At 27.3% G+C, this 12401-nt stretch carries 12 protein-coding genes; 9 read left to right on the top strand and 3 right to left on the bottom strand.

Annotated elements, in window-relative coordinates; all coding sequences use genetic code 11:
* Window positions 1-14: 14 nt before the first annotated feature.
* The 6 genes from ACR0QS_RS05930 to ACR0QS_RS05905 all read left to right on the top strand — a co-directional run bounded on the left by ACR0QS_RS05930 (window position 15) and on the right by ACR0QS_RS05905 (window position 5624).
* The gene (locus tag ACR0QS_RS05930; protein WP_432632523.1) at window positions 15-1508 is read left to right on the top strand and encodes a type I restriction-modification system subunit M; all 1494 of its coding nucleotides are present in this window, start codon (window positions 15-17) and stop codon (window positions 1506-1508) included.
* A gap of 98 nt (window positions 1509-1606) precedes the next feature.
* Window positions 1607-3139: a PIN domain-containing protein gene (locus tag ACR0QS_RS05925; protein ID WP_432632521.1), complete on the top strand. Its 1533-nt coding sequence runs from the start codon at window positions 1607-1609 to the stop codon at window positions 3137-3139.
* Window positions 3117-3485: an ASCH domain-containing protein gene (locus tag ACR0QS_RS05920; RefSeq protein ID WP_432632520.1), complete on the top strand. Its 369-nt coding sequence runs from the start codon at window positions 3117-3119 to the stop codon at window positions 3483-3485. The genes ACR0QS_RS05925 and ACR0QS_RS05920 overlap by 23 nt, the downstream gene beginning before the upstream one ends.
* Window positions 3486-3503: 18 nt before the next feature.
* The gene (locus ACR0QS_RS05915; protein WP_432632519.1) at window positions 3504-4742 is read left to right on the top strand and encodes a restriction endonuclease subunit S; all 1239 of its coding nucleotides are present in this window, start codon (window positions 3504-3506) and stop codon (window positions 4740-4742) included.
* 421 nt (window positions 4743-5163) lie between these two features.
* Entirely contained in the window at window positions 5164-5358 is a 195-nt protein-coding gene (locus tag ACR0QS_RS05910) for a hypothetical protein (protein ID WP_432632518.1), read from the top strand.
* Entirely contained in the window at window positions 5358-5624 is a 267-nt protein-coding gene (locus tag ACR0QS_RS05905) for a type II toxin-antitoxin system YafQ family toxin (RefSeq protein ID WP_432632517.1), read from the top strand. Before ACR0QS_RS05910 ends, ACR0QS_RS05905 begins: the two co-directional genes overlap by 1 nt.
* 90 nt (window positions 5625-5714) lie before the next feature.
* Here ACR0QS_RS05905 and ACR0QS_RS05900 read toward each other — a convergent pair whose 3' ends face one another.
* Both ACR0QS_RS05900 and ACR0QS_RS05895 read right to left on the bottom strand, forming a co-directional pair.
* The gene (locus ACR0QS_RS05900) at window positions 5715-6200 is read right to left on the bottom strand and encodes a hypothetical protein (RefSeq protein WP_432632516.1); all 486 of its coding nucleotides are present in this window, start codon (window positions 6198-6200) and stop codon (window positions 5715-5717) included.
* A gap of 12 nt (window positions 6201-6212) precedes the next feature.
* Window positions 6213-6446, bottom strand: a complete 234-nt coding sequence (locus ACR0QS_RS05895) for a hypothetical protein (protein ID WP_432632515.1) — start codon at window positions 6444-6446, stop codon at window positions 6213-6215.
* A gap of 156 nt (window positions 6447-6602) precedes the next feature.
* Here ACR0QS_RS05895 and ACR0QS_RS05890 point away from each other — a divergent pair, with 156 nt between their 5' ends.
* Window positions 6603-9677 carry a type I restriction endonuclease subunit R gene (locus ACR0QS_RS05890; protein WP_432632514.1) on the top strand — a complete coding sequence of 1025 codons (3075 nt, stop codon included), beginning with the start codon at window positions 6603-6605 and terminating at the stop codon, window positions 9675-9677.
* 19 nt (window positions 9678-9696) lie between these two features.
* On the opposite strand, the gene ACR0QS_RS05885 is transcribed toward ACR0QS_RS05890, so the two are convergent.
* Entirely contained in the window at window positions 9697-10437 is a 741-nt protein-coding gene (locus tag ACR0QS_RS05885; protein WP_432632513.1) for a TRM11 family SAM-dependent methyltransferase, read from the bottom strand.
* A 169-nt stretch (window positions 10438-10606) separates the two neighbouring features.
* Between ACR0QS_RS05885 and ACR0QS_RS05880 the strand changes: the two genes are divergently transcribed.
* A complete protein-coding gene (locus ACR0QS_RS05880; RefSeq protein WP_432632512.1) occupies window positions 10607-11272 on the top strand; it encodes a 4'-phosphopantetheinyl transferase family protein in 666 nt (221 codons plus the stop codon).
* Between the two features lie 92 nt (window positions 11273-11364).
* Window positions 11365-12363: a FecR domain-containing protein gene (locus ACR0QS_RS05875; RefSeq protein WP_432632511.1), complete on the top strand. Its 999-nt coding sequence runs from the start codon at window positions 11365-11367 to the stop codon at window positions 12361-12363.
* Window positions 12364-12401: the final 38 nt, after the last annotated feature.

The following is a 12401-nucleotide window of genomic DNA, read 5'->3' as shown; positions in this document are numbered from 1 at the left end:
TTTTTAAGGAGAAAATGATGCCTAAAACTACAAAAGAAACTGTGGAAAATATAGTTTGGAAAGCCTGCGATACTTTTAGAGGCTCTATAGATTCTTCCGCTTATAAAGATTATATTTTAAGTATGCTTTTCGTAAAATATTTATCGGACTTTTCAAAAGAAAAAAGAAAAGAACTGGAAGAAAAATATAAAGGAGATAACGACAGATTAAATAGAGCGATTGGAAGAATGAATTATAAAGTGAGCGAAGATTCGAATTTTGAATATTTGCTTCAAAATAAGGAAGCGCCGAATATTGGAGAGATTATAAACGCTGCTTTAAGAAAAATCGAAAGAGATAATCCTCAAAAATTTGACGGCATTTTTAACAATATAGATTTTAACGATTCAAATAAATTCGGAGAGACAAAAACTCGAAACGCGATTTTAAAACATTTGCTCGAAGATTTTAGCGACAGTGAACTTGATTTGAGTCCGAGCGCGCTTCAAAATAACGATGTGATGGGAGACGCTTACGAATATTTGATTTCAAATTTTGCGGGCGATGCGGGAAAGAAAGGCGGCGAATTTTTTACTCCTCCAGAAGTTTCAATGCTTATCGCAAAAATAGTGAGCGACAGAAAAAGCGTGAAAGTTTACGACCCGACTTGCGGCAGCGGTTCACTCCTTATTAAAGTAAATAAAGAAATTGGAAAAGATAATTGTTCCATTTACGGGCAGGAGAAAAACAGTCAAACTTATTCGCTTTGCAGAATGAATATGTATCTGCATGAAATTGGCGATTCGGCAAAAATAGAATGGGGCGATACGATTAAAGAACCAAAATTTATAGAAAAAGACAAATTGGCTAAATTCGATGTAGTGGTTGCAAATCCTCCTTTCAGTTTGGATAAATGGGGCGAAGAGATTGCATCAAACGATAAATACGGCAGATTTGAATTTGGAATTCCTCCGAAGACAAAAGGTGATTTGGCTTTTTTACTTCATATGATTAATAGCATGAAAGAAAACGGAATAACGGTTGTAGTAATGCCTCCTACAGTTTTATCAAGAGGAGCGAGTGAAGGAATTATAAGACAAAGAATAATTGAAAATAATTTAATTGATACGATTATCGCACTTCCCGAAAATTTATTTTATGGAACTTCGATTCCGACTTGCATACTAATTCTAAAAAATAATAATAAAAATAAAGATATATTTTTTATTGACGCCCGAGCCGATTACTATAGAGGCAAACGGCAAAATAAATTAAGAGAAGAAGATATTTTAAAAATAGTTTCCGCATACAGAAAAAGAAAAGATATTGACGAATATTGCAGAGTTGTGAGTTTGGACGAAATTAAAGCGAACGATTATAATCTAAATATAGTAAGATATATCGATTCTTTTGAAAGTTCTAAAAATGTAGATTTAAAAGCCTCAAAATTAAAAATTTATAATTTGGAAAGCGAAAGGAAAAAATTAGAAAATGAAGCGAAAATTATTTTTGATAAAGTTGTGATTTAAATAATTAATTTTTTATTGTAATAATTTTTTGTATTATTGATTATAATTGTATTAATGATATTATAATAAATAAATTATAATTATATTGAGGATTATTAATGAAAGCACTTTTAGATACAAATATTATTATTCATAGAGAAAATAATAATAATATTAATGCAATAAAAAGAGAAATAGGAAGCCTTTTTAAATGGCTTAATAAAGCAGATTATAAAGCATGCATTCATCCAATAACTATTGAAGAATTAAATAAAAATCCTAATTCCAATGTGTTAGAAATATTAAGTATAAAAATTCAAAGTTATGAAATATTAAAAACGCAAGCAAAATTAAGTAATGAAGTATCTGAAATCTCACAAAAATTAGATAAAAATCAAAATGATATAAACGATTCTATACTATTAAATGAATTATTTAATAATAGAGTCGATATATTTATTACAGAAGATAAGAAAATACATGAAAAATCTAAATTATTAAATATAAGCGATAAAGTATTTTCTATTGATTCATTTTTAGAAAAAATACATTCCGAATATCCAGAACTTATAGATTATAAAGTTTTATCTGTTGAAAAAGAATACTTTGGCAATATAGATTTATCCGATAATTTTTTTGATTCTTTAAAAGAAGATTATGACGGTTTTGAAAAATGGTTTAATAAAAAATCTAATGAAATGGCATACATAACATATAAAGATAACAAATTATTATCATTTCTATATTTAAAAGTTGAAGATAAAAATGAAAATTATTCTGATATAAAACCTATTTTTAAAGCTAAAAAAAGATTAAAAATAGGAACATTCAAAGTAGAATCTAACGGTTTAAAATTAGGAGAAAGATTTATAAAAATAATATTTGATAATGCTATTGTTAATAAAGTTAACGAAATATATGTTACTATTTTTAATAAAAGAAATGAACAAAAAAGATTAATCAATTTACTTGAAGAATATGGTTTTAAATATTGGGGAGAAAAAGGCAACAATGGGGAATTAGTTTATGTTAGAGATTTTTCAAAACAATTCTTTAAAGAAAATCCTAAAATTACATATCCATTTTTTTCAGCAAATACAAATATATTTCTAATACCTATATATCCACAATATCATACGGAATTATTACCAGATTCATATTTAAGAACCGAATCATCTAAAGATTTTAAAGAAAATTCACCTCATAGAAACGCTATAAGTAAAGTTTATATATCACGCTCTCTTAATAGAAATGTAAAGCGGGGAGATATTATAGTATTTTATAGAACCAAAGAGGAAGGCAAATCGGCTTATCATTCTTCCGTTATAACCACTATAGGAATAGTAGAAGACAAAATAGATAAATTTAATTCTTATGAAGAATTTATAAAAAGTGCAAGAAAAAGAAGCGTTTTCACGGATAAAGAACTTATGAATCAGTGGGAGTATAGTAATACAAAACCTTTTCTAATAAATTTTTTATATGTTTATTCAATACCAGCAGGTAATAGAATTAATAGAAAAAGATTATTAGACTTAAAAATATTAAAGAATTTTGAAAATGAAATAAGAGGATTAAAACAAATATCAAAAGAAGAGTTTTTATTAATATTAAGAGAGTGTAAAGTAAATGAAAGTTTTATTGTCGATTAAACCCGAATATGTTGAAAAAATATTTAATGGTAGTAAAAAATACGAAATCAGAAAAAATATTTTTAAAAGGAAAAATATAAAAAAAATAATAATATATTCTTCTTCTCCAATATCAAAAATAGTTGGCGAATTTGAAATAGAAGATATTATTACAGATAATTTAGATAAAATTTGGGATGTAATTAAAAATGATTCTGGTGTTTCTATAGATTTTTTTTATCAATATTTTGAAGATAAAAATAAAGCGTATGCTATAAAAATAGGAAAAATAAAAAAATATCGTAAACCTAAAAAATTAGCAGAATTTAATATAAATTATGCTCCACAATCCTATGTATATATTTAAGGAATATAAGGAGTAATTATGAATAAACTACCCTATGGCTGGAAAGAATATAATTTATCAAAAATTGGAACATCTTACGGAGGCTTAAGAAATAAAAAAGCAAAATCTTTTTCTGAAAATTGCAATGCAAAATATATAACTTACAAAAGTATATACGATAGTGATAAGGTAGATATTAATAGATTTAAGGATGTTTTTGTAGATAAAAATGAAAATCAAAATTTAGTAAAATATGGCGATGCATTTTTTACAATATCATCTGAAACTCCAAACGAAGTAGCTATGAGTTCCGTATTACTTGACGAAGTAGAAAATACTTATTTAAATAGTTTTTGTTTTGGATTTAGATTTGATTTTAATATATTATTGCCAGAATTTGCCAGATATTATTTCCGTTCCGATTATATAAGAAAATCGACATATAGATTAGCGCAGGGTATAACAAGATATAATATATCAAAAAATAAATTTTTAGATATAGTCATACATTTACCGCCGTTAGACGAACAAAAACGCATTGCCTCCGCTCTTTCAAAAATTGATGCATATTTAGAAAACACAATAAAATTAATTGAAGAAAAAGAAAGATTTAAAAAAGGAATGGCTAAAAAATTATTAAATAGAGAAGCGAGATTTAAAGGTTTTAATGACGAATGGGAAACCGTTAAACTTGGAGATTTAGGAATAATAACCGCTACGGGAGTTGATAAAAAAATTAGAGATAATGAAATACCTATAAAACTATTAAATTATTTAGATGTATTTAATAGAAATAAACTTTACGAAAAAGAAATATCTTATATGACAACGGCTACAGAAAAACAATTAGAAAAGTGCAATATAAGAAAAGGCGATTTATTTATTACTCCAAGCTCTGAAGATAGAGAAGGTATTGCAAAATCGTCTGTCGCAATGGAAGATTTTCACGATACGGTTTATAGTTATCATATAATTCGTGTTAGATTTAATAAAGAAATAGATTTAAAATTTAAGTCTTATATGTGTGATACGGATTTTTTTCATAGACAGGCTTATCGTTTATCTGATGGAATGGGGCAAAGATATTTTATTTCATTAAATAATTTTAGAAATATAGAAATATGCATTCCAAAATCTATTGAAGAACAAAAGATTATAGGCGAATATTTAAGTTTGCTTGACACCGAAATAGATAATTTGAAGGAGCAGAAAGAGGAGATTAAGAAAATGAAAAGCGGGGTAATTAAGAAGTTGATGACGGGCGAGGTTAGATTATAATGTGGATTGCTTCGGCAGAGCCTCGCAATGACAGTTCATTTTTTCGTCATTACGAGCCGTTGCCGTAGGCACGCAGGGCGAGGCGAAGTAATCTATTCTGTGTGGATTGCTTCGGCAGTAGCCTCGCAATGACAAAGAATATAAATGAGGTTAATTATTCAGTAGTGAGGGAGTAAAACTCCCGTTGCTTAATAAAGAAAGATTTAAAATAAATAAGCTATCCCATAAATTAAAAAGCTACGAATTCTGCACGGAGTTGTTTTTTTGTTTCTTTTTTTCACCGAAGGTGCGCAGAGCGACAAAAAAAGAAATGCTTTTTGGTTCTTTTTTGGCATCAAAAAAGAACATATAAATATTGATATTTTGATTTATAAATTATACAATTTGGAAAAAGTAAAAATTAAATCGTAGAGGGAAAATTATGACTGTAAAATTAACCATAGAAAATGCGAACGAAGATTTGATAAAAGCTATAAAAAGCATGGCAAAAATTTCAAAATCAAAAGTGAAAATACAAGAAGAAAAAGGAATAGATAAAGCTATAAAATCCTACAAAAAAGAAAAAGATAATTTAAAAATATATAAAAACTTTGAAGAATTTGAGAAAGATTTATAATGTATAGATTTAAACCCTCGTCAAAATTTAGAAAACAATACAAAAGATTAAATCAAAAAGATAAAGAAATCGCTAAAAGAATTATAAACAAACTTTTAAATGACGAAATATTAGAGCCGAAATATAAAGACCATAAATTAGTCGGAAAATATGCTGGTTTTAGAGAATGCCATATAAAACCCGATTTACTTTTGATATACAAAAAAGAAAATAAAACTTTAATTCTTGTATGCATAGCGATAGGTTCGCATAGCGATTTATTTTAATATAGTTTAATTCAAATTTAGTTATATTTTATATTATTTATTTAGAATATCAATAATTAACAGTTGATTTTATAATTCCAAACAAATTATTTATATTATTTTAGAATTTATAATTTTAGATAAAATTAAAGTTTCGGCTTCCAATATTTTAATATATTCTTTGTCTATATTTGGATGCATATGACAGCAGCAATTTCGTATTTTTATTATATATTCAATATGTCCTAAAAAAACATGCAAATTAGGAAAAACTTCGGGTATAAATGTCTCTTTATATTTCTTTACTATTTCCGACAAATGCCCTATTGTTACAAAATGTATATTATGAATAGATTTATCAATTTTATTAATAAAGAATTGTTTTTTATGTTCTTCGGCATATTTAAAAATTTCTGGCATGTCTTTTGCCAATTTTATATTCCACCATTCTTTTCCTATCCATTCGGTTAAATGATTATCTATTGCAAGTCGAAGTCCAATTTCAAAACTAAAAATATGAGAATATAATTCTTTAGCGTTTTTTAAAGTATTTATATATTCTTTAGGAAGATTTATTTTTTCTTTTTTGTTTCCCATATTCTACAAATATTATTTTGATTTTTTCACCGCAACGGATTTTTTAGATTTTGATTTATTGATAACGGACGAAATATTATTTACCGTAGTTCCGCATATTTGAGCCATTTCGCTTTTTCCGTATCCTAACATAGAAAGAATATTTATTTTTTCCTCTATAGAAGAACAATCTTTTATCGCCAAATAACCCATAACTATAGAAACGCTAGGAAGAGAATGTTCTTCATATTTATTTTTTACAGACATGCCAATTCCTCCATATTTTTATTATTATGATATATTAAAAATATAATAAGTCAAATTTTTAATTTTGCATTATTAATAAGTTTTTAAAATGAATAATATAGTTGATTTTATAATTCCAAATTGTATAATTATAAAATATGAAATTAGGATTTTACAATGCCGAAAGAATATAGCGAAAGATTTTTGCAAGATAAAGTTATAGAACTATTCAAAAATATTGGCTATAAATATTTAAGTCCAGAAGACGCTTTTAAAGAAAGAGGCAGTGATAACGGAAATATTATTCTTAAAAATATTCTTGAAAATCAAATGAATAAATTTAATTATTTTATTTACAATGATAAAAAGCAAAAATTCTCCGAAGAAAATATTAAACGAGCTATAGACGATTTGGATGTTCCGCTAATAAACGGCTATTTAACCGCCAATGAAAAAATAACAGAAAAAATTCTTAAAGGCGAATCTTATAAAGAAAAAGTTGGAAACAAAAGCGAAAGTTTTAATATTCATTATATAGATTTTAATAATATCGAAAATAACGCTTTTCACATAACCGAAGAATTTGAAGTGAAAAGACAAAATACGGAAGAAAAAGAAAAAACGAGAAGACCCGATTTGGTAGTCTTTATAAACGGAATCCCGCTCGGAATAATAGAACTTAAAAAGGCAAGCGTTAGTATAGACAATGCGATAGAACAAATGAGGATAAATCAAAAAGATGGAGAGATAAGGCAGTTATTTAAATTCTCTCAATTATTATTATGCGCAAATGACGAAACCATAAAATATGCAACGGCTGGAACGAATAAAAAATTCTATTCCGTTTGGCATAATAAAGAAGATGACGGAAAAATAAAAGAAAAATTAAACGAAATAATTACCGACAGAAAAATAGACGAAATCGATATAACATTATATTCTCTATTTGAAAAAGAAAGATTTTTAGATATTTTGGAATATTTTATAATATTTGACGGAAAAGATAAAAAAGTCGCAAGATATAATCAGTATTTTGCAATCAAAAAAACTATTAAAAGAATAAATAATATAAAAAACGGCAAAAGAGACGGAGGCGTTATTTGGCATACGCAGGGAAGCGGAAAAAGTCTTACAATGTCAATGCTTACAAAAATTATATCGAAAAAAATAAAATGCTCAAAAGTTATAGTCGTAACCGATAGAATAGATTTGGACGAACAGATTCATAAAACTTTTCAAAATACTTCTATATCGGTTAATAAAGCAAATTCGGGAAAACATTTAATAAATCTCATAAAAAATAATAAATCGATAATAACTACAGTAATAAATAAATTTGAAAAAGTATTTGAAGAAAAAATAAAAATCGATTCGCCCGATATATTCGTTTTGGTTGACGAAAGCCATAGAACTCAATACGGAGATTTGGCAAATAAAATGCGAAAAGTTTTTCCAAACGCATGCTATATAGGTTTTACGGGAACTCCTTTATACAAAGCTGAAAAAAGCACGGCTAAAAAATTCGGCGGATTTATTGACTGCTATACGATAAGAGACGGTTTGCGGGATAAAGTAATCGTTCCTCTATATTATGAAAGCAGATTAATAAATTTAAAAATTTTAGACGAAGACGCTTTGGACGAAAGATACGAATTAATCACAAAAGATTTTACCGAAGAACAAAAAAGCGATTTGCAAAATAAAAGAGTGAAAGAAAATACTATAAATCAAAATTATAATCGATTAATAAAATTGGCTTGCGATATAGCGAAACATTATGAGAAAAATTTGAAAGGCACAAATTTTAATTCTATGCTTGCCGTTTCAAGTAAATTCCAAGCTTTAAAAATGAAAGAAATTTTTGACGAATATCATAATCTGGAAACTGAAGCGGTTATATCTTCCGAAGCGCCCGAAAGCGAAGAGGATGAAATTACTGAAAATAAAAAATATGTTTCTAAAAAATGGAAAGAACTTTACGGCAAATATACAAATGACGAAAGAAAATATACTGACGAAATAATAAAGAAATTCAAAGACGGAAAAATTGACATACTTATAGTCGTTGATAAACTTTTAACGGGATTTGACGCGCCGAAAGCTCAAGTTTTGTATATGGATAAAGAATTGAAGGACCATGCGCTTTTACAGGCGATAGCGAGAGTAAATAGAACTTATGAAGGCAAAGATTTCGGAATATTGATAGATTATAGAGGCTTATTAAAAAATTTAGATTTGGCTTTAAATAAATACGACAAACTTGCAAATTACGATTCTGAAGATATAGACGGAGCGGTTTTTAACTTAAAAGAAAAAATAGAAGAATTCAAAAAATCGTATAACGAATTGATAGAATTTCTACCAGAATTAAAATCTAATAAAACGGATAAATTATCAATATGCAGAGATTTACTCTCCGAAAAAGAAAATAGAGAAAAATTTTATAATCTATTTGCAAAATATTCTAAACTTTTAAATATCTGTCAATTTAGCGAAAGTTTTTTAGAAAGTTTTACCGAAGAGGAAATAAAATCTTATAAAGAATTATTTAAATTATGCATAGATTTGAGAAAAAGTTTGAGATTGAAACATAACGAGGCAATAGATTTTAAAGAATACGAATCTAAAATGCAAAAATTATACGACACATTTATCGGAACGGAAACGAAAGTAAAAGTTCTTAATGAAATTCCAAATATATTTAGCCAAGATTTTGAAAAAGAAATAGAATGTTTGGGAGATGCAAAAGCTGACGCGATATTAAACGCCGCTAACGATATGATAAAAGAAAAAATGGAAGAAAATCCCGCTTTCTACGAAAAACTTTCTGAGAAAATAAAAAGAATAATAAAAGATTATGAAAGCAAAAGAATAAGCAAAGAAATTTTCTTAAAAGAAGCGATGAAAATAAAATTGGAATTGTGCGGGGAAAGTTATGAAGAAAATATTAAATATGATGAAAAAATAAGAGATAATAAATGCGCAAGAGCCGTTTACGATAATACGGAAAAATATATTAAAGATAAAGAAACATTAATAAAATTTTCATTATTTGTTGACGAATTATTTAAATCAAAAAGCAATAAACCCGATTGGCAAAATAGTTCGGATATAATAATATGCATAGAAAACGATATAGACGATAAATTAAGAGATTTGGAAGAAGAAAGCAAAATAGAAAAATTGGATAACGAAACCGTAATGGATTTTCTCCGAATATTAAGAAAAATAGGACTTAATGCGTATTCTTAAATTAAACGGATTAAAAATTTTATAAATCCCTTAAATGCAATCTTCCGTTATTATCAATAGTCCTATTTCCAATCTTATACATCACGAATAAATAATTGAATCCTCGCAAATAATAATTATTTTCAATGGCAGAAATATGATAATTGCCTTTGTTTAAAGTTTTATTATGACGAACGACTGAAATTATATCTATTGGAATGAAATATTTATTTAATAGCTCGAATAATTTAAAACCAATCGGCATAAAAGGATAATCTTTTTTATAAGAATCCGAAACATATAAAGCCATGTATCTGTCTTTTTTCATTATTCTAAATATTTCTTTAAAACAATCGTCCATCGCTTTATAATATTCTTCTCCCTTTGCGCTCAATTTTCCGATGCAGTTTTTTTCTTCCGAATATTTTATATGGTCGCTATAAGGCGGGTCGACAAATACAAAATCAACTTTTTCATTTTCAATCGGAATTTTTCGAGCGTCCGCTTTAAAAATATCTTTTCGCTCCAAAGCCTTCGGATTAATATCGTATCCCAAAGCCCGTCTGTTTAATTCTCGCGCCACATCTATCGTAGTTCCGCTTCCCGCCATCGGGTCGACAATTAAATCTTTTTCTTTAGTGTATCTATTTAGAAGATTCCAAATAATATAGGATGGAGTCGCTCCCGCGTAGAATTTATGTTTTTCTTCCTCGCTTTTCAAATATTGCTGCGAAGGATAATCCCATAAAGTTGTAGTTTGTAATTCAAGTTTCTTTTTCATTATTCCGTTATTATTTATTGATTATAATTTTTATTTTTTATTATATATTAAAAATAAATTTATGATAGAAAATATTTTATTAAATATTGCAATAATAAATCAATGGTTTATTATATAAAGATTGAAACGAAGACGGAAATACTTTTTAATAATCAAAAGAGAGTTGAAATTGGAAAAGACGAAAAGAAAAGACAAAATTCAAACTATATACTTAAAATATATTTTTAGCGATAATTCAAATAAAACCGAAAATGAAAGTTCTAAAATAGAAAATATTTCAAAAGACATGGCTTCAAAATATTATTCAAAATCTAAAAATCTAAATTTAATTATAGAAAGAGGCGAAAACGGAAAACCTTATTTTGCGGGCGAAAACGAAATATTTTTTAACGGGACGCATTCAAAAGATTTGATAGCCGTTGCAATGACTGATAAATTAATCGGAGTTGACGGCGAATTTTTGAAAAAAAGAAATTTCTTCGATATAGCGCAGGAATATTTTTCATTTAACGAATACAAATTATTAAAATCGTCCTCAAAATTGGAAATTGATTTTTACACATTATGGACATTAAAAGAAGCTTATATAAAAACTTTCGGCAAAAAGATTTTCGATATAAAAGATTCTATAGAAATAAATTTGGAAGAAAGAGCGATTTATAACGCCGATGATTTATTTTTTGCAACATTTTCCATAGATAATTGCTATATTATAAGCGTATGCTGCAAGATAGAAAATGCGGAGGATTACAAGGATATAATTATAAAAATTAACGGTTTCAATTTGGACTTAATTTTTTCATATCCCGAATTTCCTCAAATAGAATTGATTTGATAAATTAATCTATTGACTTTTTGATTGTAGCATGTAAAATATAAACGGTTAGAAGATTTATGATTTTAGCCGATAATTATGGAGTAAAGAATATGAAAGACTTAAGAATATTTTTACTGCCTATATTAATACTTTTTAATAGTAGTTTTCTTTTTTCTCAAGATGTATCTTTTAAGGTGACGGGAATTTCGGGAGTGGCGTTCATAGAAAAAGCGGACAAATCTTTAAGAGTTTTCAGAGGAAGCGAAATTCATAACGAATATAAATTAAGAACTTCAAGCAATTCTCAAGCGGAAATTTCAATAACAAAAAACGGCGGAAAAATAGGAAATATAACGGTTAATGAAAATACGATTCTGCTAGTTAATCCTCCTATTTATAAAAATATTGATAAAGATAATAAAATTTCATTGTCTTTACTCGAAGGATATATTAAAGTAAATATTCAAAAAGATATAGGAAATATAGTCGAAATTCACACGGCAAATACTTCGGCGATAGTTAGAGGAACTGAATTTGAAGTTGCCTTTGCGGAAAACGGTTCGAGTATAGTTCTTTTATCGGAAGGAAGCGTTGACATTGTGACGGACGAAGATAAAAAAGTTCTCTCTCCAAAAGAAGCCTACATAAAAACTATGGACGAAGAATCGAAAATAATCAAACAGAATGCCGAAAGCGACCCGATTGTGTTTTTGAATAGAGGAGAGGAAATTTCAAGAGCGGATTCTCTTTCAACTATAGAAAATCTTATTAACGCTATGGAAAATATTTCACAGGAAGAAGTCGTTTATGTTTCGCCTTTAAATAACGAAGCCTATAACGATAAATATATTAACGATATGGAAATGAAAAGATACAGAATGCTCGCCGCTAACGAAGGCTATTATAATACGATAATCAAATTAATAAATTTAGAACCCGACAAAAAAATCGAAATGACGGCTTATGCAAGAAAATCGCTCGCGTTATATAGCGCAAATCAAAGAGCGATTAATAAAATGAATTCGGCAATAATTAAAAACAGAGAAAAATTCGACAAAATAAGAAAAGATTTTGATGTAAAAATCGGCGCTTCTATTCCTAATCAATAATATTTTTTATTATTTAAAAAAATTATTTTATTTTCTTA

It is taken from the genome of Brachyspira sp. (assembly GCF_050873525.1).
In the GTDB taxonomy this organism is placed as follows: domain Bacteria; phylum Spirochaetota; class Brachyspiria; order Brachyspirales; family Brachyspiraceae; genus Brachyspira.
The sequence above is the reverse complement of the archived record's forward strand: the minus strand, read 5'-3'. Positions and strand labels throughout refer to the sequence as shown.

Coding starts and splice junctions, on each gene's coding strand:
- ACR0QS_RS05930 (WP_432632523.1), top strand. CDS start 15: ATGATGCCTAAAACTACAAAAGAAACTGTGGAAAATATAGTTTGGAAA.
- ACR0QS_RS05925 (WP_432632521.1), top strand. CDS start 1,607: ATGAAAGCACTTTTAGATACAAATATTATTATTCATAGAGAAAATAAT.
- ACR0QS_RS05920 (WP_432632520.1), top strand. CDS start 3,117: ATGAAAGTTTTATTGTCGATTAAACCCGAATATGTTGAAAAAATATTT.
- ACR0QS_RS05915 (WP_432632519.1), top strand. CDS start 3,504: ATGAATAAACTACCCTATGGCTGGAAAGAATATAATTTATCAAAAATT.
- ACR0QS_RS05910 (WP_432632518.1), top strand. CDS start 5,164: ATGACTGTAAAATTAACCATAGAAAATGCGAACGAAGATTTGATAAAA.
- ACR0QS_RS05905 (WP_432632517.1), top strand. CDS start 5,358: ATGTATAGATTTAAACCCTCGTCAAAATTTAGAAAACAATACAAAAGA.
- ACR0QS_RS05900 (WP_432632516.1), bottom strand. CDS start 6,200: ATGGGAAACAAAAAAGAAAAAATAAATCTTCCTAAAGAATATATAAAT.
- ACR0QS_RS05895 (WP_432632515.1), bottom strand. CDS start 6,446: ATGTCTGTAAAAAATAAATATGAAGAACATTCTCTTCCTAGCGTTTCT.
- ACR0QS_RS05890 (WP_432632514.1), top strand. CDS start 6,603: ATGCCGAAAGAATATAGCGAAAGATTTTTGCAAGATAAAGTTATAGAA.
- ACR0QS_RS05885 (WP_432632513.1), bottom strand. CDS start 10,437: ATGAAAAAGAAACTTGAATTACAAACTACAACTTTATGGGATTATCCT.
- ACR0QS_RS05875 (WP_432632511.1), top strand. CDS start 11,365: ATGAAAGACTTAAGAATATTTTTACTGCCTATATTAATACTTTTTAAT.